A 21,234-nucleotide genomic window follows, 5' to 3' on the forward strand; every position below is an offset into this window, starting at 1 on the left:
AAAGTGTGTCATCACGGCGAAACATCGCCGGGTTTTTGAGCGGGTGCCGGTTTTCCTATTGAGGTCTGTCGCCGATATGGAACCCGGCGACCACCAGCCCGCCCCTTGCCCCCTCCGTCACATCGGCACGACGCTGCCCTTGTAGAGCTGCAGTGCGCGGACGTCGACGAGCTTGGCCTTCATCGCGCGGATGCCATTGATGGCGGCGCGCGCGCCGGTGATGGTCGTCATGATGCAGACGTTGTTGGCGTAGGCCGCGGCGCGGATGGCGTTCTCGTCGTGGCGCGGGATCATGCCGCGCGGCGTGTTCACCACGAGCGAGATCTCGCCGTTCTTGATCATGTCGACGCAGTTCGGCCGGCCCTCGTTGAGTTTGAAGACCGGCTGCACGGCGACGCCCTGCGCCTGCAGGAGCTTGGTCGTGTTGGTCGTCGAGCAGACGGTGAAGCCGAGTTCGATGAAGCCCTTGGCAAGTTCCACGACGTGCGGCTTGTCGGCATCTTTCACGCTGATGAAGACCTTGCCCTTGAGCGGCAGCGCCGGCTTGGCGGCCATCTGGGTCTTGGCGAAGGCGATGCCGAGATCGTCGTCCATGCCCATGACCTCGCCGGTCGAGCGCATCTCGGGGCTGAGCATGATCGCGGCGCCGGGGAAGCGGTTGAAGGGAAACACGGCCTCCTTCACGCACCAGTGCTTCGGCTGGATTTCCTTGGTGAAGCCGAGGTCCTTCAGCTTGGCGCCGGCCATGACGCGCGCGGCGAGCTTGGCCAGCGGCACCCCGATGGCCTTGGCCACGAACGGCACGGTACGCGACGCGCGCGGGTTGACCTCGAGCACATAGAGTTGGTTGTCCTTGATCGCGAACTGGACGTTCATCAGACCGACGACCTTGAGGGCCTTGGCCAGCGCGTAGGTGGCCAGCTTGACCGTGCCAAGCATCTCCTTCGAGAGCGTGTGCGGCGGCATCACCATCGCGGCGTCGCCGGAGTGCACGCCGGCATATTCGATGTGCTCGAGCATGCCGCCGACGAGCGTCGTCTCGCCATCGCTGATGCAGTCCACGTCGAGCTCGATGGCATCCTCGAGGAATTTGTCGATGAGCACAGGCTTGCCGGGCATCACGTCGAAGACCTGGCGGACGACGTCCTTCAGCTCGGCCTCGCTGTAGAGGATGAACATGCCGCGGCCGCCGAGCACGAATGACGGACGCACGAGCACCGGGTAACCGAGCTCGGCGGCGGAGGTGATGGCCTCGGCCTCGGTCATGGCGATGCGGTTGGCGGGAGACTTGAGCTCCACCTGGTCGAGGACGGCGGCGAAGAGCTTCCGGTCCTCGGCGGTGTCGATGCTCTCGGGCGAGGTGCCGATGATGTTCACGCCGCGGGCCTTCAGCGCGCTGGCGAGATTGAGCGGGGTCTGGCCGCCGAACTGCGCGATCGCGCCGATGCAGCCCTCCTGCTCGTAGATCTCCAGCACGTCCTCGAGCGTCAGCGGCTCGAAGTAGAGGCGGTCGGAGGTGTCGTAATCGGTCGAGACGGTCTCGGGGTTCGAGTTGACCATCACGGTCTCGAAGCCGGCCTCGCGCAGGGCGAACGACGCGTGCACGCAGCAGTAATCGAACTCGATGCCCTGCCCGATCCGGTTCGGGCCGCCGCCGATGATCATGATCTTTTTCTTCGTCGAGGGCTTCACCTCGTTCTCATCGCCGTAGCTCGAATAGTAGTAGGGGGTGAACGCCTCAAACTCGGCGGCGCAGGTGTCGACGAGCCGGAAGGTCGTGTGGATGCCGGCCTTCTTGCGGTGGGCGCGGGCGGTGTCGAAATCGGACTGCAGGATGTGCGCCAGCTGGGCGTCGGAGAAGCCGAACTGCTTGGCCCGGCGCAGGAGCGCGATGTCGATGGTCTGGAGCGTGAATTTCTTCAGTTCCAGTTCCATCTCGTGGAGCTCCCGCAGCTGGCGCAGGAACCACGGGTCGATCTTGGAAAGGTTGAAGATGTCCTCCTCGGTGAGGCCGGCCATGAACGCCCAGCGAAGATAGAACACGCGCTCGGCGTTCGGCGTGCCGAGCTTCTGGCGGATGGTGGCCTCGTCGGGCAGCTCGTCGCCGCCGAACTTGCCGCCGCCACCCCACCCGCGCGCGCCAATCTCGAGCGAGCGCAGGCACTTTTGGAACGACTCCTTGAAGGTCCGGCCGATGGCCATGGCCTCGCCCACGGACTTCATGGCCGAGGTCAGCGTGGTGTTGGCACCGGGGAACTTCTCGAAGGCGAAGCGCGGCATCTTCGTGACGATATAGTCGATCGTCGGCTCGAAGCTGGCGGGCGTGAGGCGCGTGATGTCGTTGCGCAGCTCGTCGAGCGTATAGCCCACGGCGAGCTTGGCGGCGATCTTGGCGATCGGGAAGCCGGTGGCCTTGGACGCCAGCGCCGAGGAACGCGACACGCGCGGGTTCATCTCGATGACGACCTGGCGGCCGGTCTGCGGGTCGATGGAGAACTGGATGTTGGAGCCGCCCGTCTCGACGCCGATCTCGCGGATGACGGCGAACGAGGCGTCGCGCATCACCTGGTATTCCTTGTCGGTGAGCGTGAGGGCCGGAGCGACGGTGATGGAATCGCCGGTGTGGACGCCCATCGGGTCGAAATTTTCAATCGAGCAGATGACGACGCATTGGTCCTTATGGTCGCGCATGACCTCCATCTCGTATTCCTTCCAGCCGAGGAGACATTCCTCCACGAGGACCTCGTGGGTCGGCGAGGCCTCGAGGCCGCCGTTGACGATCTGCTCGAATTCCTCGCGGTTGTAGGCGATGCCGCCGCCGGTGCCGCCGAGCGTGAAGCTCGGACGGATGATGAGCGGGAAGGTGCCGATCTTCTCGGCCGCGAGGCGGGCCTCCTCGAGCGTGTGGACGACGCCGGACTTGGCGACGTCGAGGCCGATGCGGAGCATGGCCTCCTTGAACAGGTTGCGGTCCTCGCCCATCTCGATCGCCGGCGGCTTGGCGCCGATCATCTCGCAGCCGTATTTCTCGAGGATGCCGGCCTTGTGCAGCGCCATCGAGAGGTTGAGCGCGGTCTGGCCACCCAGCGTGGGCAGCAGCGCGGACGGGCGTTCCTTGGCGATGATCTTCTCGAGAATCTCGACCGTGAGCGGCTCGATGTAGGTGACGTCGGCGAACTCCGGATCGGTCATGATCGTGGCCGGGTTGGAGTTCACGAGGATGACCTTGTAGCCCTCTTCCTTGAGGGCCTTGCACGCCTGCGTGCCAGAGTAGTCAAACTCGCAGGCCTGGCCGATGATAATGGGGCCGGCGCCGATGATGAGGATGGACTTAAGGTCGGTGCGTTTGGGCATGCGCGTAGATTTCAACGAGGTTTGAGTCGCCCCTAGGGTGGCGCAAGCGGGAATTGAGCAAATCCGACGGCGTTCCGGTGACATAAACGCCGGGCCGGCGCTGAACGATGCAACCATCTGATGCCTTGCCGGCACGGAGAACCGAGGACAGAAGACGGAGGATAGAGAACCGGAGACCGAAGACCGCTCCAGCCACCCCTTTCCAGATCTGTCCTCCGTCTTCTTTCCTCTGTCCTCCGATCAAATGCCCCTCGATTTCAACCTCCAGGCCTTCGAACGCCCCCGCATTGTCCAGGTCGCCGAGGCGGCCCTGGCCAGCGAACCGCGCAGCATCACCACGGCCGTCAACCCCCGCAGCGCCGGCGGCCCGCACGACTTTTCCTCCGAGGGCGACTACTGGTGGCCCGACCCGGCCAATCCCGCCGGTCCCTACCTCCAGCGCGACGGGCTGACCAATCCCGACAACTTCGTCGCCCACCGCCAGCTGCTGCTCGGCTTTGCCCGGGACTTCGGCGCGCTGGCGGCGGCCTGGCGCGTCAGCGGCGACGAACGCTTCGCCGCCGCCGCCGTGCGCCATGCGCACAAGTGGTTTGTCGACCCGGCCACGCGGATGAACCCCAGCCTGCTCTACTCGCAGGCCATCAAGGGTCGCAGCACCGGCCGCAGCATCGGGGTGATCGACACCCTGCACCTCGCCGAGGTGGCGCTCGGGGTCGAGGCCCTGCGCGGCTCGAAGGCGCTGACCCCGGCCGAGGACGCCGCGCTCACCGGCTGGTTCCGCGACTACCTGCACTGGCTGCGCACGCATCCCTACGGCGTCGAGGAGAGCAACGCGAAGAACAACCACGGCACCTGCGCCTGGCTGCAGATCGCCTGTTTCGCCCGGCTCACCGGCGACCAGGCCGCGCTGGCCGAGAGCCGGGCGCGCCTGAAGGGAGTCCTGCTCCCGGGCCAGCTCGCCGCCGACGGCAGTTTCCCCGAGGAGCTGCGCCGCACCAAGCCCTACGGCTATTCCATTTTCAACCTCGACGTGATGACGGCGCTTGCCGTCGTGTGCTCCACGCCCGGCGACAACCTGATGACGTGGTCACTGCCCGACGGCCGCAACCTGGCGCAAGGCGTGACCTGGCTCGCGCCGTTTCTCGCCGACAAGAATCTCTGGCTGAAAACCGTCCACCGGGCCGCGCCCGGGCCCGATGGCGCCGCCAAGCCGACGAACGAACTCGTGAAACCCGACGTGATGTATTGGGACAACTGGCCGGTGCGGCAGCCCAGCCTGATTTTCGGCGCGCTCGCCACCGGCCGGCGCGACTGGCTGGAACTCTGGCAAAAGCTCGACCCGGACCCGACGGTCGGGGAAATCCGCCGGAACTTTCCGATCCGCAATCCCGTGTTGTGGGTGCGGTGAGCCGCGCCGGCCTCAACCGAAGCGGCTGACGTCAATCCCGAGCGCCCTGGCCGCGCGGGCCTTGTCCCCCCGGCAAGCCTGCAGGGCGCGGGCGAGATAGTCCTTTTCCTGGGCGGCGAGGTAGTCGGCCAGGGGCGGCCAGTCCTTCAATTCGCGGAGAGAGACCGGCAGCTGGGCCGCGGTGATGACCCGCGTCTCGGTGGAGGCGACCAGCCGCGAAACGACCTGGGTAAACTCGAACAAATTGCCCGGCCAGAAATAGGCGCGGAACGCCGCCAGCGCGTCCTCCGCAAACTCCACCATCTTGGCATCAAACTGCGGGTTCGTGACTTTCGCGGCCGCCTCCTTGAGCAGGACCGGGATATCCTCGGGACGTTCGCGCAGCGGCGGCAGGTGCACCGGCAGCGCGGCGACCCGGTAGAACAGTTCCTCGTTGAACCCGCCCTCCTCCGCCAGCTTCTCCAGGTCCTCCTCGCTGGAACACACGAGGCGGAAAGTATGGGCGTTGTTGCGGAGCACGGAAATCATCTCCACCTGCGCATCCTTGTGCAGGCTTTGCAGGTGCTGCAGAAAAAGCGTGCCGCCCTGGGCCTCCTGCACCCAGGCGCCGCCCGCGCCATTCTGCCCGAGCAGGCCGGCCCGCAGCGTCTCCAGGGAGCTCTGCCGGCAATCGATCGTGATGAAGGGGCTGCCCGCGGGCGAGCCGGCGGCATGCAGCAGTTCCGCGGCCACCAGGTGGCCGCTGCCGATTTCGCCCGAGATGAGGACGGGGGTGCGCGCCGTGGCGAGCTTCTTGAGCTGGGCGATGAGCCGCTTGATCTTCGCGCTGGGCCCCGGGAGCCGGGCCTCGAAATCCCCGGCCTGGACCGCCGGAGCGGTGCCCAAGGTCTCGCGTTCGAGGACGGAGCGGCGGAACTCCAGGCCGCGCTTTAGCGCCTGCATGAGCTCATCGACCTTGAAGGGTTTTTGCAGGTAGTCGAACGCACCGAACTTCAAGGCCTGGATCGCGCTCTCGGTGCTGGCGTAGGCCGTCATAATGATGACCACCACGGTGGGATCATAGGCCTTGAGCTGCTTGAGCAGCGTGATGCCGTCCATCGGCTTCATGTCGATGTCGGCGAGCACGAGGTCGTATTTCTCCGCCTTGTAGCGGGCCAGCCCTTTCTCCCCGTCGGTCGCGAACGCGGTCTTGTAACCGGTCGGCTGGATCACAGCCTCGAGCATCTCGTGGATCGAGATGAGGTCATCGACAATGAGGAGGGAAGGCATGGGAAATAGGCGGGCAAGTTGCCCGCGTCACCGCGGGCCGGCAAGGAGCTTTCAGCGCCGGGCGGAGGTTACTGCAGGCCGCCGGCCACCGCACCGAGTTGGAAGATCGGCAGGAACATGGCCATGACGATGCCGCCGACCACCACGCCGAGGAACACGATGAGCAAGGGCTCGATCAGGGAGGTGAGCGCGCCCACGGTGGCATCGATCTCGGTATCGTAGAAGTCCGCGATCTTGTTCATCATGCCGTCCACGTTGCCGGTGGTTTCACCGGCCTTGACCATGTGCTTCATCATGGGCGGGAAGAAGGGATTGACCGCCATGATGTCGGAGACCTGGCCGCCCTGGCTGACGTGCTTGGCGATCTCGGCGCAGGCGTCCTCGACCTGGCACTTGCCGCTGGCGGACGAGACGATTTCCAGCGTGCGCAGGATGGGCACGCCCGAACGCATGAGCGTGGCGTAGGTGCGGCAGAATCGGGAGAGGGCGATCTTGTGCACGAGGTTGCCGAAGATGGGCGCCTTCACGAGGAAGTTGTCCTTCTGGCGGCGGCCGTTGGGGGTCGCGATGTATTTGCTGCCGAAGAAATAGATGCCATAAGCGGCCAAGACGAGCGTCCACCCGCCAAGATGTGGCGGCATCGCCTTCATGAAATCGCTCAGGTCGATGAGCATCTGCGTGGGCTTGGGCAGCTTGGCGCCGAAGTCCGCGAACATCGCCGCGAACACCGGGATGACGAAGATCAGCAGCACGTTGACCAGCGCGATCGCCAGGCCGATGACCGCGACCGGATAGGTCATGGCGGACTTGACCTTCTTGGTCAGCTTGACCGTGGACTCGAAGTAGCCGGCCACCTTGCCGAGAATCTCGGCGAGGCCGCCGGACGCTTCACCGGCCTCGACCATGGAGATGAAGAGATTGGGGAAGGATTTGGGAAACTTCTTCACCGAGGCGGAGAACGACGTGCCGGTCGAGATGTCGTTGCGCACATCGCGGATGACGATGCGGAAAATCTGGTCCTCCGTCTGGTCCTGCAGGGCCTCCAGGCAGGACACGAGTGGCAGACCGGCTTGCAGCAGGGAAGCGAGCTGGCTGGTAAAAATGGAGAGCTCGGCGAGGCCGAGTCCGTAAGTCTTGGCCTTCTTCTCGAGGGATTTCTGTTTGGCCAGTGCTTGGGCCGCCCTGACGCTGGATTGCTGAGATTTTGCCGCCGCTGGAGTCGCCATAGTGTGCGCAAGCTAGGCCTATTCGCTCAACGGCGGCAATCCCTTTCCACCCAATCCCCCGGGGCCTGAAGAGAAACGAACAAAAGCTTGAAGGCCGGGGGGCCGGGGGCACTCTTTCCCAGCGAAAATGCGGCTATAGTTTAATGGTAAAACCTCTGCCTTCCAAGCAGGTGTCGTCGGTTCGATTCCGACTAGCCGCTCCAGCCTTCGCCGAGCGAAGCGATGGCGAAGGCTGTCCTCCGAAGCCTTGGCGGAGGAGGACATTTCACTTGCGATTGGAGTGTGGTGGCTACGGCTGGCAGGCCAGCTCAGACGATCCTTTGTCCTGTCCGCCATAGCTTCATGGAGCGACAGCGGAGGCTTTGGCGCAGGAGGGTGTCGGGCCGGCGGTTTTTACCAAAATTTTCCAGCCAACATTCTCAGAGGAAAAAATAATCCTCTTCCATGCCCAGGAAGCGGCGGCTGGGTGGAACGTAGAGCACCCGCCAGACATCCGCATACCGGCTCCAAGGACCGGGGATCAGTCCGTCAAAAACCAAACGCGGCTCCGCGGCCTTGCCAGTCGGGATGGCATGCAGCCTTTGCAGGAAAAGCTCGTGCCCCTGATCGGTCGCAAAAAACAGGCTGCGCCGCTCAATGGGATGGGCGTCCGACGGCAGCTGACCGTGGAGCTGCCCGCCGTGATTGCGCGCGAAGATCTCCACCACGCTCGCATGCCGCTCCATTTCCCCGGCGGCCTTGCGGCAGGCGGTGACGTAGTCCGCCGCCGCGGCGTGCCCATAGGAGACGAAGCCGGCCTTGGTCCGCCGAAACAGGATCACCGTCACCCCTGGCGCCCGTGAGTGGATCGTGGCGGCCGATACGTCCGGCCAGTAGCTCGGCGACTCGGTCGCCCGTAGGTGGCCTTCCCACCAATGCAGGATGTTGAAGCGCTCCGCGGCCTCCAATAGGGCGCCGCCGCGGGCCTGCCGCCGCCACAGGCCGGGAAAGGCGGACATGCCATTGGTCGATGAATCGACCTCAAATCCGTAGCCACCTTGGGCGCCATCCGCCTGGAGCTGCCAATGAGCCCAGCGCTCCATGGCCTCCGAGATGGCCATGAACCGGGCCACCATCGGCGAGGTCGATGCCCCGCTACCATTGGCGCCGCTGTAAAGCTGGCGCCCGGCTTGATTGGGGCCCAAGCCTTCTTTCAAATAGGCGTTGGCGAGAAACCGCCGCTCGCCCAGCACCTCGGTCTCGATGAATTCCAGCCGCTCGATCGGCCCCCCCGCGGACGCGAGGACGTTGCGGTAACGATACGCGGCGAGGCTAAACATAAGCGCACCCGGCCGCCGGGCGCGCCGGATTCATCACGAGCCCTGCGGCGTGAAATTGCACACCGTGTCGCAGAAGGCCACGGTCCGGAAATTGCATACGGTATCGCAGAAAGCTGCGGTCCGGAAATTGCACACGGTATCGCAGAAAGCTACGGTCTGGAAATTGCACACCGTGTCACAAAACGCGGCGGAGCGAATGTTCAAGACATTCTTGATGGCGCCGCCGTCGCGCTGCATGGGGTCGAGCTTCTCCGCGAGGGAGGTCAGGCCGACATTAAGGAGGAGGCTCGAGGCGAGCCCGTTAAAAGAATAGAGGAAGGAGGACATGGATGCATTCTGGCCGAGAACCCCGAAAAACCCGACCGATGAATTCGCCTGTATTGAGGGACCCTCAACCTGCTGCCACTCGCGACGTGCGACCTAAGTCAAGGTGTGGACAAGAGGTTGCAGCCGGCCGATAATTTACTTTCCTATTCCCAAGTGCATCACCGGTTTTCAAAAGCAGCGACCCTCCTTCTTTGCCTGCTGCTTGGCGATGACCCGGCCATTTTGCACGCCGCTTGGACCGACCGAACCGCCGGTCTGCCGCCGGTGGAAATCACCCCGGCCAGGGCCATGGGCGGGGATGCCCGCAAATCCATGATCCAGCAGGACCGGCTTGGCCGGATTCTCATCGGATCGGATTCGCTGCAGGTTTTCGACGGCCAATCGTGGAGCTCCCATGCCAAACCCAGCCCCTACTCCCTGCGTTCCCTGATCCCGGATAAAGTGGGCCGGCTGTGGACTGCCATGTTCACCGACATCGGTTACTTCACGGAGGAGCCGCTCGGGACCTTCAAGTATCACTCGCTTGTCCCGCAGCTGCCGCCGTCACTTCGTGAAATCGGCGCCGTCTGGGGCTGCGCATCTGTCGGCTCCGACATCTATTTCTTTGGCAAGGACCAGTTGTTGCGCTGGGACGGACAGGCTTTCCAGGCAACGCCTTTCCCTACCAGCTTGCGCCTGTCGCCCTTGAAAATCGGGGACGAGTTTTGGTTTCATCACCTCGAAACTGGTCTTTATCGACTGACCGAGGCCGGCCCGCAGCTGAGTGTGCCCGCGAGCCAGCTAGGGACCAAGCTGATCATCGGCCTGATCCGGGATGAATCAGGGCTGATTACCATCAGCAATGAGGGCTTGATCCGCCCTGGTGAGCCGGCCCCGTTTTCGTCGGAACGTCTGAACCAATACCTGACCCAGCACCGCGTAAGTGCCTTTACCGAGTTGCCCAACGGCAATCTTGCGATCGGCACCGTCTCGGGTGGGCTGGTCCTGGCCAACCACTCCGGCGGGGTGATTCGCATCTGGGCCGACACGGGCAGCGGTCTGCCCGGCCGCGAAATAACCAGCCTGACGACTGACACCTCCGGAGAGATCCTCGGCACGACGCCCACCGATTTCTTTCACCTGCCGGCGACGGGGGAAAGCACGGTGTTCAACGCTCTGAACGGCCTGAAGGGGCAGGCCGTCAACGATCTTGTGTTCTGGCGGTCCACCCTGCACGCCGCCACAGACGATGGCATCTATCGACTGGACACTTCGGCCGAGGGAGTCGCCCAATTCCAAGCCGTGCCTTCCTTGGCCGTGAGTTCCGGCCACATGTTGCCTTGTGATGACGGCCTACTGCTTTCGCGCTTTGGCGGGGTCGACTGGTTCGACGGCACGACCACTCGCACGGTCTATCCGCTTCAAGCCAACTCTGCCATTTTTGTCCAACCGGCCAGAACGAATCCTCGATTGTTCTATGTAGCGGAAGTAAACAGGCTGGTCCGGTTGGACCGACAGGCTGATGGCTCTTTTGCGAGCAGCCGTTTCTTGGAGCTGCCCGATACATGCATCAGCCTGCACGAAGACTCTTCGGGCCGTCTCTGGCTCGGCACTGTCGCCAAGGGTGCTTTCTGCTATGATCCCGCCACCAGGCGACTCACCCCGCTGATCGACCCGGTTACCGCCCAGCCAACCCAAGGGCTGACTTGGGTTGTCGGAAACGAAGCTCGCCTCCTTTTCTTTCTCAAAGACCACGTGCTCCAGGCCGGTCCGCAAGGCCGGGACCTGCGCGAACTACCGAACCTGCCGGTCATCACCCCGTCCATCGTGCGCGCCATCCCCGGAAGCGAGGATGTTCTGGTTGTTTATCGGCTGCCGGCGGGCACTCAAGGTCCGCTGCACGGCGCGGGAGTCCTTTCCTTCGACCGGGACGGCTTGGCCCGCTGGCGCGAACTCGACCTTGGCTCCCTGGATGCCATCGGGTCGATTCGCACCGCCACCTTTGCGGAGGAGAACCACCGGCCCATTCTGTGGTTGGGCGGCATGCAGGGCATCCTGCGCCTCGACTACGACAAGATCCCGACCCTGCTGCCACCCGCACCGCCTATCATCAAGGTCCCGGACCTGCCCGGCGGTCCGGTTCCCTCCTACCCACACAAGAACCACCGGGTGCAGTTCAGGGTTTTCACCGGGGATTATGTCCGCAGCAAGGACTTGGTTTTCCAAACGCGTCTCGGCGAGGGTGGCGGAGAGTGGTCCTCCGCTTCCGCGCGCCGCTCCTTCGAATACACCAATCTGTCCGAAGGCGACTATCGCTTCGAGGTCCGTGCGGTCAACCGTGCGGGCCAGACCAGCGCACCGGCCGTTTTCACCTTCCGCATCCTGCCGCCGTGGTATCGCTCGGGCTGGGCCTTCGCCGGCTACGTTGCCGCCCTCGGCCTGGCGGTGTTCGGCTTCATCCGTGTCCGCGAGCGCCGGATCCGGGCCCGTAACCAGGAGCTCGAGACCCTGGTCGAGGTCCGCACCGCCGAGCTCGTCAAGGCCAGCGCCGCCAAGGACGAATTCCTCGCCGGCGTCAGCCATGAGATCCGCAACCCGATGAACGGCGTCATCGGCATTGCCGAGAATTTCCGGACCGAGGGCCTCGACGCCGAGAGCCGCCGCAAGTTCAGCCTGCTCCGGCAGTGCGCCAGCCACCTCTCGTCGCTGCTGGAAGACATCCTTGATTTCTCGAAGGTGCAGGCGGGCGCGATCGAGCTGGACCCGAAGCCCTTCGACCTGCCCGAGCTGGTCGAATCCGTCGCCGCCATCACCCGCGCCGACAGCGAGAAATACGGCGTCCCGGTGGAACTCGCCGTTTCACCCGCCGTGCCCCGCGAGCTGGTGGGCGACGCGCGCCGCATCCGCCAGATTCTGATCAACTTTGTCAGCAACGCCCTGAAGTTTTCCGGACGCGGCCAGGTCAGCGTCACCGTCTGGTGCAAGAGCCTGGGGATCGCGCGAACCGAGGTGATCTTCGCCGTGTCCGACGAGGGACCGGGCATTTCCGCCGAGGAACAGGCGCGGCTCTTCACGCGTTTCGAGCGCGGCGCGGCCGCGCAAAAGGGCCGGGTGCCCGGCACCGGCCTCGGCCTCGCCCTGTGCAAGGGTCTCGCCGAGAAAATGGGCGGCCGGATCTGGCTGGAAAGCGAACTGGGCCAGGGTTCGTGCCTTTATTTCAGCGCCCCCTTTGCCGTCGCCGCGGCGGCCGCCGAGCCGGCCGCCGGCGCCACCCCCGCGGCCGCCCCGGCGGGCCGCACCGCGCTCGTGGTCGACGACCAGGAATACAACCGCATCGTGCTGGCCGACCTGCTGCAGTCGATGGGCTTCATCGTGCACGCCGCGCAGGAAGGCTCGGCCGCCCTCGCGCTGGCCGGCCGGCAGACCTTCGATGTCGTCTTCCTCGATTTCAACCTGCCCGGCCTCAGCGGGGTCGATGTCGCCCGCGCCATCCGCACCCTGCCCAACGCCTCCGCCCACGCCCTGATCCTCGCCACCACCGCGTTCACCACGCCGGAAAAACGGGCGCAGTGCCTGGACGCCGGGATGGACGCCTTCCTCGGCAAGCCCGTTACCAGGGAACGGCTGGCCAAGGCGCTCGCCGGTCTCCAGCCGGTGGCAACCGCCCCCGCCCCAGTCGCCGCGCCGGTGGCGCAACCGTCTGCCCGGGCCTCCAGCGGCCCGGCCGACCGGCTGGGCAACCTGCGCCTGCTGGCCCGCAAAAAGGGCGTCCCTTTCGCCGACGAGCTGGCGCTGTATCTTTCCGAGCTCGAGGTCGAGCTCGGGCAACTCGAGGCCGCCGTGGCGCAAGCGGATGCCGCCGAGGCGGGCCGCTGCGCCCACCTGCTCGTCGGCCGTTGCGGTTTCATCTACGAGCGCGAGATGGAACAGACCCAGCGCACGCTCGAGGCCGCCGTCGGCAGTGCCCACTGGGATGAGGTGCGCCGCCTCTTGGGCGAGTTCGCCGTCCAGCTGGCCGACCTGCGGGTCAGAGTGGCGGCTTCTTCTGGCCCAGCTGCTCCGCCCGCGTGAGTCCGTTGACGATCGCGTAGTGGATCAGCTTCGGGGTCGTGTGGATGTCGAGCTTCCGCATGATGTCGCGCCGGCGCGACTGCACGGTGGCGGGGCTGATGGCCAGCACGGTGGCGATCTCGTCGTCGGTCTTGGACTCGCCGATCATCGAGAGGATGCGGGTCTCGTAGTCGGAGAGCACCCGGATGAAGGCCCGCGGATCGCGCCGGATGCTGGCGCTCGATTCATTCACGATGGGCGTGTAGTAGACCCGCCCGCCCAGGACGGCGTGGATGGCCTCGGACAGCACCTCCGGACGCTGCTCGTTCTTGTCCACGAAGCCGTGGAGCCCGATGCGCTGCACCTGCAGCATCGTCCACGGATCGCGGTGCGACGAGATCGCGAGAATCTTGACGGACGGCAGCTCGTCGAGGACGACCTTGGACATTTCCAACCCGTCACCGTCCGGCAGCGAGATATCCATCAGGACCAGATCGGGCCGGTGCTTGCGGATGGCGGCGAGGCCCTCCTCGCAAGTCCCGCAGGCCTGCAACACCTGCAGGCCCAGATCGCGGCAGTGGTAGGTGAAAAACTCCGCCACGATCCGCTGGTCCTCCACAATGACGACACGCCCGCGGGCCACCGGGCCGGCGGGGCTTTTTCCTGGGATTGTGTCCGCTGAGTTCACTGGCTTGTCTTGAAATAGGGTTGGAGCGAGCCGCCGCCGGGTGGCTGGCGTCACCGGGCGCATTTCGGTCTGCCCGGTGTTACAACCTGTTGCTGCTTCAATCTATTCACGTGAACATCATCTTGTTTCGTTCTTCGGAAGTCGAGCTTCCCCTGCCCCGGCGCGATCCGCGCGCGCAGCACATCCTCACCGTGCTGCGCCGGCGGCCCGGCGACACGTTCGACGCCGGTTTGGTGAACGGACCGCGCGGCAAGGGCACGCTCGTCGCAGTGGAAGAGGAGCGGCTTCGCATCACGTTTTCGTGGGGCGAATCCCCACCTCCACTCAACCCGCTCACTCTGGTGATCGGATTGCCCCGGCCGCAGACCGCCCGCGACATCCTGCGCGAAGCCACGGCGCTCGGCGTGGCGGCGCTGCATTTCATCCGCACGGAAAAGGGCGAGGCGAGCTACGCCCGGAGCACGCTGTGGACCTCCGGCGCCTGGGAGGAGTGCGTCATAAGCGGTGCCGCGCAGGCCTTCTGCACGCGGCTGCCGGAGGTCTCGCACGGCCGCACCCTCGCCGAGGTCATGGCCACGCTGCCGGCCGGGTCGGCCCGGCTGGCGCTCGACAATTATGAATCGCCCGCGGCGCTCAGCCGGACCCCGGCGGTGGCGGGACAGCCGGTGGCGCTCGCCCTGGGCGCCGAACGCGGCTGGTCGGCGAATGAGCGGGCGCAGCTGCGCACCGGCCGTTTTGCCTTTGTCCATCTGGGCGGGCGGGTGTTGCGGACCGAGACGGCCTGCATCGCCGCTGTCGCGCTCCTCAAGGCGCAGCGCGGCTGGATCTGAAGATTGCCACCGTCGGCTGGCGCGCGCCCTTGCCGAGCCGTTTCACGCAGGTCCAGCCGGCGGGCGAAAGTTCCAGCCCTCCGGGCATCTCGAACACCACGAGAGCGTCCGCCTTCGGTGCCAGCAATTCCTCGAGCCGCGCGAAAAGCTTCGGCGCCACTTCCGGGATGATCTCATACGGCGGATCGATGAACACCAGATCCGGGGCCCCGCCCGGCATCACGTGGGTGGCATCCGCCGTGACCACCTGCAATCCGGTGGTTTCGCGGCCGAGGCTCTTGCAGACCGCCCCGATGTTCTGGCGGATGAAATCCGCCGTGCGGGCGTTCTGCTCCACAAACACCCCGCCAGCCGCGCCGCGACTGAGCGCCTCAAGGCCATAGGCCCCGCTGCCCGCAAACAAGTCGAGGAACCGCGCGCCCTCCACCCGGGCCGCCAGACTGGAAAACACCGCCTGCCGCATGGCGTCGGTCGCCGGGCGCACCGCGTCGCCCTTGGGCAGGAGCAAGGGGATGCCCCGGGCTTTCCCGCCGGTTATCCGCATGGCTCTGCTCCGTTTAGGCCGGTTTCCACCCGGCAACCCGCCTGGGAAAACAAGGGAACACTTTCTGCTGCCTGTGGTTGTATCAACATAGCATTTGCACGTGGACGGGGGGCGGCTTACCTCTTTCCGGCCGGCCCAGCCAGCCACCTAACTGGCTTCCGGGTCGCGCAAAGGCAATGCCTTTACCCAATTCACCAAGCATGTTTTCCCGGCTCATCGTAACGTTGTCCTGTGCTGCCCTCATGACGGGCGCCGTCCTGCGTGCCGAGGAAGTGAATTTCTGGCCCTTTTCCGTCCGGCAGGTGAAAGCTGACGGGGCCACCGAATCCGGGGAATACCTCGGGCCTTTTCTGTTCCGGAAGACTGGCACAGACGGGGCTGAGGTGGAAGGCTTCCGGCCGTTCTACCTGCACTCCCGGGAGGGCGCAAAGACCAGCACCCTGCTGCTGTATCCGTTCTTCACTTGGCAACGGGACGACGGCTACCGTTCATTCAGTTTTTTCCAGTTGATCAACCGGCGGCAGGAAACCGGCGGAGACCGCCAGACGGTCCGCAGTTTCGACGTCTGGCCGTTTTATTTTTCCCGCGACACCGGCGAGCCGGCCGAAAGCTATCGGGCCCTGTTGCCGGTCGGCGGCACGATCAAGTCCCGTTTCGGTTACGATCGCATTCATTTCGTGCTCTTCCCTCTTTATGCGGACACGGAGAAAGGCGGGGCGCACACGACGCATGCCCCGTGGCCCTTTCTGCGTTTCATTCACGGGGCCGGGCAACACGGCTTCGAGTTCTGGCCGTTGTTCGGCCACCGGGGAAAAGAGGGCGATTTTGACGACTGGTTTTATCTCTGGCCGCTGATCTACCATTCCGCGAAAAATCTCTCCGAACCGCAGCCCGACGTGAAACTGGGGGTGCTGCCCTTCTACACGCGCGACACCGCGCCCGGTTATGTCAGCGAGAACTATGCCTGGCCCTTCTTCGGCTACACGCACCGCACCGACCCCTATCGCTATGACGAGCGGCGTTACTTCTGGCCGTTTCTCGTGCAGGGCCGCGGCGATCAGCGCCGGGTGAACCGCTGGGGCCCCTTCTACACGCACTCGGTGATCAAGGGTTACGACAAGACCTGGTTCGCCTGGCCGCTGTTCCGCCATGCGCGCTGGACCGACAACGGCATCGCCCAGGAGCAAAACCAGGTGCTGTGGTTTCTTTACTGGTCGCTCACCCAGCGCAGCACGACCAATCCCGCCGCCGCTCCGGCGCACAAGACCCACCTCTGGCCGCTTTTCAGCTCGTGGGACAACGGCGCGGGCCAGCGCCAGTTGCAGGTGCTCAGCCCCTTCGAGGTCTTCTTTCCCACCAACGAGCCCGTCCGCCAGCTCTGGTCTCCGCTCACGGCCATCTACCGCTACGACCAGCGCGCACCGGGTGACACCCGCGGCTCCATCCTGTTCAGTCTGGTCAGTTGGAAAAACTCCCCGACGGGCCGGGAGTTCCATTTGGGCCCGCTCGCCTGGTCGCGCGCGCCAGGCACGGGCCCCTGGAAATTTTCCCTGTTCGATTTTTCCCCGAAAGCAGTTAACAACACCTTTGCGGCCCCGCCGTCGCCATGAATTACCTGACCACCATCATCGGCCATATCGGGGGCACCCTGCTCCTGCTGGTGCGCTCGCTGAAATACCTGCCCACGCTGCCGCGCCAGTTTGCCCGCTTCATGGAGCAGTGCTACCTCATCGGCTACACTTCCCTGCCCATCGTCACCATCCTGAGTTTCTTCATCGGCAGCGTGCTCGCGCTGCAAAGCGGCTACAGCATGGAGAATTTCGGTGCCAAGCAGTTCATCGGCACGCTGGTCGGCCTCACCATGGCGCGCGAACTCGGCCCGGTCATGGTGGCCATCCTGATCGCCGGCCGGGTCGGGTCGGCCATCACGGCCGAACTGGCCTCGATGAAGGTCTACCAGGAGATCGACGCCCTCACGACCATGAACATCCCGCCCGAGCGGATGCTGGTGCTGCCGCGGCTGGCGGCGATCACGGTCATGATGCCGGTGCTCGCCATCATCGCCAACCTCTGCGGCTGGTATGGCGGTGCGCTCGTCTGCCAATACACCCATTCCATCTCCGTCGACTCCGAGGCCTACTTCACCGCCCTCAAGGTTTACATGAAGCCGCGGGATATCGTCGACGGCCTGATCAAGGCCGAGGTCTTCGGCTTCGTGATCATCAATGTCTGCTGCTACATCGGGCTCAACACTCGCGGCGGTCCGCGCGAGATCGGCGCCTCCGTCACCAAGGCCGTCGTCGCCTCGCTCATCCTCATCCTGGTGCTCGACTACTTCGTCACCAAAGCCCTCCTCATGTCATGACCTCTGCCTTCACCGCCTCACCCTTCGTCGGCAAGACGTTCGGCGTCACCGTCAGTCACCTGACCAAGAAATTCGGCCGAACCACCGTCCTCACGGACATCAACCTCGAGGTGAAGCCCGGGGAGATTTTCTGCATCATGGGGCCCAGCGGCTCCGGCAAGAGCGTCCTCCTCAAGCACGTTGCCGGCCTTGAGCAGGCCACGAACGGGGAGGTCCGCATCGGCGAGTTCGACGCCGCCGACCCCGAGACCCGCAACAAGGTCCACCTCGCCCTCGTCTTCCAAGCCGGGGCGCTCTTCAGCTCTCTGTCGGTCTACGACAATCTCGCCCTCTATCCCCGCGAACACCGCCAGTGCAACGAGGCCGGCATCCGGGAGCGGGTCATGCACGCCCTCTCGATCCTGTCGCTCGAGAAGGCGGCCAACAAGTTTCCCTCCGATCTTTCGGGCGGCATGAGGAAGCGCGTCGCCATCGCCCGCGCCCTCGTGATGGAGCCCCAGCTGCTGCTCTATGACGAGCCGACCTCCGAACTCGACCCGGTGATGTCGGCCACGCTGACCGAGATCATTGCCACCCTGCGCGAGCAGACCGCCGTCACCAGCCTCGTGGTCACCCACGACCGCGACCTCGCGTTTGCCATCGCCGACCGCCTGGCCTTCGTGATGGACGGCAAAATCCGCGGCGTCGGCACCCCCGCCGAATTCAAGCACCCGACCGACCCGGTCATCGCCAACTTTCTCAACCCGGTCATCGACCTCAAGAATCCCCGCTTCAAACAACTGGAGAACAGCCATGAATAATACATCCCAAAGCATCCGCGTCGGCCTTTTCTTTCTGCTCGGCCTGGCGCTCGCCTGGATCACCTTCGAGTCGCTCAACGGCGGGCGGCTCTTCAAGAAACCGGGCTACACCCTCGTGGCCGGCTTCGCCAACCTCAAGGGCCTCAAGACCGGCGACGAGGTGCGCATGGCCGGCGTCAAGGTCGGCGCCGTCGGGCTGACCCGCCTCGCCGGCCACCGGGTCGAGGCCGTGATCGACGTCGAGCCCGGCATCCAGATCCCCACGGACGCCGTCGCCAGCGTCGAACAGTCCAGCCTTCTCGGCAGCAACTATCTCGGCGTCACCTTCGGGACCCCGGGCGGGCCGTTGCTGAAGGACGGCGACGAGATCAAGACCAAGCCCACCGTGGACATGAGCGAGGTCATCAGCCAGCTCGGCAACCTCGGTTCCAAGCTCGAACAGGTCGTCGGCGACATCGGCAAGTCCATGGGCGGCGGGGGCGACGGCGGCAACATCTTCTCCCGCCTTGATAAGCTCGTCGCCGAAAACGGCCCGAAGCTCACCGCGACCATCAGCAACCTCGAGGACATCACCGCCAAGATCAAGGGCAGCGAGGGCACGCTCGGCAAGCTGGTCAACGACCCGAAGCTGCACGACGAACTGCTCGCCTCGGTCGGCGAGATCAAGCTCGCCGCGGCCGACGCGCGCACCTTCATGAGCGACACCAAGGGCATCGTGGCCGATGTGAAAAGCGGCAAGGGCGCGCTCGGCGTCCTGCTCTACGACCAATCGACCGCCGACAACCTCAAGATCAGCGTCGCCAACGTCCGCAGCGTTTCCGACAAGATCGCCAAGGGTGAGGGCACGCTCGGCAAGTTGCTCGCCGACGACGGCCTCTACAAGGACGTGCAGGCCACCCTTAAGAAGGCGGATCGCGCCATCGATGGCATGGGTGACTCAGGCCCCATCACCGCCGTCGGCGTCGTGGCCGGCAAACTCTTCTGATGCCGGCTGCTCGATCAGGCGGATCGCCCCGATGAGCTGTCCCTCCCCGGCCCGTCCGGAGACTCCGCCCACCCGGTCGCAATGCCCCTCAGCCTCCAGCTCATTCCTGGCGAATTCGCCGTGTGCCGGCTGCCCGCCGCGGCGCCCTTTCCCGCCTGGGCCGGCTCCGCGGTCTTCAGCTCCACCACGCGAACGGCGGACGAGCTGTCCATCATGTGCCCGGCCGCGCAGGTGCCGGCGGGCGTGAAGCATGAGGCTGGCTGGCGGTTGTTGAAATTTGCCGGCCCTTTCGACTTCGGGGCGGTCGGCATCCTTGCGTCGGTCGCCGCGCCGCTGGCGGCCGCCGCGATCAGCTCACTGGCCGTCGCGACGTTCGATACCGACTATCTGCTGGTGAAGGCCGACCGCCTTGACGCCGTGGAGCAGGTGCTCACCGCCGCGGGCCACACCGTCCGGCGGCCCTGAACAGCTAGCCCTACTCCGTTAGGTTCCGACCCACCCCGTCGCTACGCGCCACCCCTCTCCAGAGGGGATTATCGCCGGCGTTGGTTTGGGTCCCCTCTGGAGAGGGGTGCCCGGCAGGGCGGGGTGTGTCGCTCGATGCATCATATACCTGACGGAGTAGTGCTGGTCCTTCTTGCGGTAGCGGACGTCGAAGACGGTCGTCCACGTCTTGCCGCCGTCGGCCGACTGCTCCCAGTGCCAGCCTGCCGACGGGCGCGACGAGCCGGCATAATTTCGCGCCGGACCGCACGGACCCGAAAAAGGCGGCCCGGGAAGACCGCCTGGTTTCCGGGGAAAGTTCCCTATGCCTTATGCCTTGGGCCCGCCCTGGGCGAGATTGCGCGCGCGCAGGCGCAGGCCGTTGAGGCGGATGAAGCCGGTGGCGTCGCTCTGGTTATACCAGCTCTTCACGCCTTCCATCGACGCGATCTTGTCGTCGTAGAGGGAATACTTCGACTTCCGGCCGCAGGTGATGATGTTGCCCTTGTAAAGCTTGAGCCGGACGGTGCCGGTGACGTAACGCTGGCTCTCGTCGACCATCGCCTGCAGCATCTCGCGCTCGGGCGCGAACCAGAAGCCGTTGTAGACGAGCTCGGCGTATTTCGGGATGAACCCGTCGCGCAAGTGCAGCACCTCGCGGTCGAGCGTCAGCGACTCCACCTGGCGGTGCGCCTGCATCAGGATCGTGCCACCCGGGGTCTCATAGACACCACGGGACTTCATGCCGACGAAGCGGTTCTCGACGAGGTCGACGCGGCCGATGCCGTGTTTTCCTCCGAGCTTGTTGAGCGCCTTCAGCACGCCGCCGGGGGTGAGTTTCTTCCCGTTCACGGCGACGGCGTTACCCTGCACGAAATCAATTTCGACATACTCGGGCTTGTCCGGCGCATCTTCCGGCGCGACGGAGAGCTTGAACATCGCCTTGTTCGCCTTGGTGGTCGGATCGAACCACGGATCCTCGAGGATGCCCGCCTCGTAGGAAATATGGAGGAGATTGCGGTCCATCGAATACGGCTTCTTGAGCGAGGCCTCGACGGGAATCTTGTGCTTCGCGCAATAGGCGATCATCTCGGCGCGGCCGGGAAAAAGTTCGCGGTAGGCCTCGATCTTCCACGGGGCGATGATCTGGAGGTTGGGCGCGAGTGCCATGTAGGTCAGCTCGAAGCGGCACTGGTCGTTGCCTTTGCCGGTGGCACCGTGCGCGACAGTGTCCGCCTTTTCCTTCTTCGCGATGGCCACCTGGGCCTTGGCGATGAGCGGGCGGGCGATCGAGGTGCCAAGATAATACTGGCCCTCGTAAATCGCGTTGGCGCGGATCATCGGATAGATGAAATCGCGGGCGAATTCCTCGACGAGATCGAGGGTATAGTGCTTGGACGCGCCGGTCTTCAGCGCCTTCTTGTCCAAGCCCTTAAGCTCCTCTTCCTGGCCGACATCAGCCGCAAAGGTGACGATCTCGGCGTCGTAGGTTTCCTTCAGCCATTTGACGATGACGGAGGTGTCGAGGCCTCCTGAGTATGCGAGGACGATCTTCATGATAGGATTTGCAGTGTTGGTAATCATCCCGCCTGCGCAAAGTAAAAATC

Annotated in this window: 16 protein-coding genes and 1 tRNA gene; 9 read left to right on the forward strand and 8 right to left on the reverse strand. The window is 64.8% G+C overall.

Features of this window, described 5'->3' with window-relative positions:
- Window positions 1-117 precede the first annotated feature (117 nt).
- Window positions 118-3,354 carry a carbamoyl-phosphate synthase large subunit gene (gene carB / locus BLU29_RS05805; protein WP_091055863.1) on the reverse strand — a complete coding sequence of 1,079 codons (3,237 nt, stop codon included), beginning with the start codon at window positions 3,352-3,354 and terminating at the stop codon, window positions 118-120.
- Between the two features lie 244 nt (window positions 3,355-3,598).
- Between carB and BLU29_RS05810 the strand changes: the two genes are divergently transcribed.
- Window positions 3,599-4,762 carry an alginate lyase family protein gene (locus tag BLU29_RS05810; RefSeq protein ID WP_091055865.1) on the forward strand — a complete coding sequence of 388 codons (1,164 nt, stop codon included), beginning with the start codon at window positions 3,599-3,601 and terminating at the stop codon, window positions 4,760-4,762.
- Window positions 4,763-4,774: 12 nt separating this feature from the next.
- Here the strand turns inward: BLU29_RS05810 and BLU29_RS05815 are convergent, their stop codons facing one another.
- Both BLU29_RS05815 and BLU29_RS05820 read right to left on the reverse strand, forming a co-directional pair.
- A complete protein-coding gene (locus BLU29_RS05815) occupies window positions 4,775-6,031 on the reverse strand; it encodes a sigma-54 dependent transcriptional regulator (protein ID WP_091055866.1) in 1,257 nt (418 codons plus the stop codon).
- 68 nt (window positions 6,032-6,099) lie between these two features.
- Entirely contained in the window at window positions 6,100-7,257 is a 1,158-nt protein-coding gene (locus BLU29_RS05820; RefSeq protein WP_091055868.1) for a type II secretion system F family protein, read from the reverse strand.
- Between the two features lie 129 nt (window positions 7,258-7,386).
- On the opposite strand from BLU29_RS05820, the gene BLU29_RS05825 reads away from it, so the two are divergent.
- Window positions 7,387-7,460: transfer RNA gene (locus BLU29_RS05825), tRNA-Gly, on the forward strand.
- Window positions 7,461-7,676: 216 nt separating this feature from the next.
- Here BLU29_RS05825 and BLU29_RS05830 read toward each other — a convergent pair.
- Complete coding sequence (locus BLU29_RS05830; RefSeq protein ID WP_091055869.1) at window positions 7,677-8,576, reverse strand: hypothetical protein; 900 nt, start codon at window positions 8,574-8,576, stop codon at window positions 7,677-7,679.
- A 33-nt stretch (window positions 8,577-8,609) separates the two neighbouring features.
- Entirely contained in the window at window positions 8,610-8,903 is a 294-nt protein-coding gene (locus BLU29_RS05835; protein WP_091055871.1) for a hypothetical protein, read from the reverse strand.
- A 264-nt stretch (window positions 8,904-9,167) separates the two neighbouring features.
- Here BLU29_RS05835 and BLU29_RS05840 point away from each other — a divergent pair, with 264 nt between their 5' ends.
- Window positions 9,168-12,953, forward strand: a complete 3,786-nt coding sequence (locus BLU29_RS05840; protein WP_172830219.1) for an ATP-binding protein — start codon at window positions 9,168-9,170, stop codon at window positions 12,951-12,953.
- Here BLU29_RS05840 and BLU29_RS05845 read toward each other — a convergent pair.
- Window positions 12,910-13,575 carry a response regulator transcription factor gene (locus BLU29_RS05845; protein WP_172830220.1) on the reverse strand — a complete coding sequence of 222 codons (666 nt, stop codon included), beginning with the start codon at window positions 13,573-13,575 and terminating at the stop codon, window positions 12,910-12,912. The genes BLU29_RS05840 and BLU29_RS05845 overlap by 44 nt on opposite strands.
- 167 nt (window positions 13,576-13,742) lie before the next feature.
- On the opposite strand from BLU29_RS05845, the gene BLU29_RS05850 reads away from it, so the two are divergent.
- Window positions 13,743-14,450 carry an RsmE family RNA methyltransferase gene (locus BLU29_RS05850; protein WP_231962319.1) on the forward strand — a complete coding sequence of 236 codons (708 nt, stop codon included), beginning with the start codon at window positions 13,743-13,745 and terminating at the stop codon, window positions 14,448-14,450.
- Here the strand turns inward: BLU29_RS05850 and BLU29_RS05855 are convergent.
- Window positions 14,425-14,994: an RsmD family RNA methyltransferase gene (locus BLU29_RS05855; protein WP_091055876.1), complete on the reverse strand. Its 570-nt coding sequence runs from the start codon at window positions 14,992-14,994 to the stop codon at window positions 14,425-14,427. The two genes, BLU29_RS05850 and BLU29_RS05855, sit on opposite strands and share 26 nt — an antisense overlap.
- A gap of 242 nt (window positions 14,995-15,236) precedes the next feature.
- Between BLU29_RS05855 and BLU29_RS05860 the strand changes: the two genes are divergently transcribed.
- The 5 genes from BLU29_RS05860 (at window position 15,237) to BLU29_RS05880 (ending at window position 19,609) form a co-directional block, all read left to right on the forward strand.
- Complete coding sequence (locus tag BLU29_RS05860; protein ID WP_091055877.1) at window positions 15,237-16,604, forward strand: hypothetical protein; 1,368 nt, start codon at window positions 15,237-15,239, stop codon at window positions 16,602-16,604.
- On the forward strand, window positions 16,601-17,359 hold the full coding sequence (locus BLU29_RS05865) for an ABC transporter permease (RefSeq protein ID WP_197677771.1): 759 nt from the start codon (window positions 16,601-16,603) through the stop codon (window positions 17,357-17,359). Before BLU29_RS05860 ends, BLU29_RS05865 begins: the two co-directional genes overlap by 4 nt.
- Window positions 17,356-18,159 carry an ATP-binding cassette domain-containing protein gene (locus BLU29_RS05870; protein ID WP_091055879.1) on the forward strand — a complete coding sequence of 268 codons (804 nt, stop codon included), beginning with the start codon at window positions 17,356-17,358 and terminating at the stop codon, window positions 18,157-18,159. Before BLU29_RS05865 ends, BLU29_RS05870 begins: the two co-directional genes overlap by 4 nt.
- On the forward strand, window positions 18,152-19,144 hold the full coding sequence (locus tag BLU29_RS05875; RefSeq protein ID WP_091055881.1) for an MlaD family protein: 993 nt from the start codon (window positions 18,152-18,154) through the stop codon (window positions 19,142-19,144). The genes BLU29_RS05870 and BLU29_RS05875 overlap by 8 nt, the downstream gene beginning before the upstream one ends.
- An 81-nt stretch (window positions 19,145-19,225) precedes the next feature.
- Entirely contained in the window at window positions 19,226-19,609 is a 384-nt protein-coding gene (locus BLU29_RS05880; protein WP_091055883.1) for an ACT domain-containing protein, read from the forward strand.
- A 348-nt stretch (window positions 19,610-19,957) separates the two neighbouring features.
- Here the strand turns inward: BLU29_RS05880 and BLU29_RS05885 are convergent, their stop codons facing one another.
- Window positions 19,958-21,184 (reverse strand): argininosuccinate synthase, encoded by a 1,227-nt coding sequence (locus tag BLU29_RS05885; protein WP_091055885.1) that lies wholly within the window; start codon window positions 21,182-21,184, stop codon window positions 19,958-19,960.
- Window positions 21,185-21,234 lie beyond the last annotated feature (50 nt).

The sequence above is a fragment of the Opitutus sp. GAS368 genome, assembly GCF_900104925.1.
In the GTDB taxonomy this organism is placed as follows: Bacteria; Verrucomicrobiota; Verrucomicrobiia; order Opitutales; family Opitutaceae; genus Lacunisphaera.

Coding starts and splice junctions, on each gene's coding strand:
- carB (WP_091055863.1), bottom strand. CDS start 3,354: ATGCCCAAACGCACCGACCTTAAGTCCATCCTCATCATCGGCGCCGGC.
- BLU29_RS05810 (WP_091055865.1), top strand. CDS start 3,599: ATGCCCCTCGATTTCAACCTCCAGGCCTTCGAACGCCCCCGCATTGTC.
- BLU29_RS05815 (WP_091055866.1), bottom strand. CDS start 6,031: ATGCCTTCCCTCCTCATTGTCGATGACCTCATCTCGATCCACGAGATG.
- BLU29_RS05820 (WP_091055868.1), bottom strand. CDS start 7,257: ATGGCGACTCCAGCGGCGGCAAAATCTCAGCAATCCAGCGTCAGGGCG.
- BLU29_RS05830 (WP_091055869.1), bottom strand. CDS start 8,576: ATGTTTAGCCTCGCCGCGTATCGTTACCGCAACGTCCTCGCGTCCGCG.
- BLU29_RS05835 (WP_091055871.1), bottom strand. CDS start 8,903: ATGTCCTCCTTCCTCTATTCTTTTAACGGGCTCGCCTCGAGCCTCCTC.
- BLU29_RS05855 (WP_091055876.1), bottom strand. CDS start 14,994: ATGCGGATAACCGGCGGGAAAGCCCGGGGCATCCCCTTGCTCCTGCCC.
- BLU29_RS05860 (WP_091055877.1), top strand. CDS start 15,237: ATGACGGGCGCCGTCCTGCGTGCCGAGGAAGTGAATTTCTGGCCCTTT.
- BLU29_RS05865 (WP_197677771.1), top strand. CDS start 16,601: ATGAATTACCTGACCACCATCATCGGCCATATCGGGGGCACCCTGCTC.
- BLU29_RS05870 (WP_091055879.1), top strand. CDS start 17,356: ATGACCTCTGCCTTCACCGCCTCACCCTTCGTCGGCAAGACGTTCGGC.
- BLU29_RS05875 (WP_091055881.1), top strand. CDS start 18,152: ATGAATAATACATCCCAAAGCATCCGCGTCGGCCTTTTCTTTCTGCTC.
- BLU29_RS05880 (WP_091055883.1), top strand. CDS start 19,226: ATGCCCCTCAGCCTCCAGCTCATTCCTGGCGAATTCGCCGTGTGCCGG.
- BLU29_RS05885 (WP_091055885.1), bottom strand. CDS start 21,184: ATGAAGATCGTCCTCGCATACTCAGGAGGCCTCGACACCTCCGTCATC.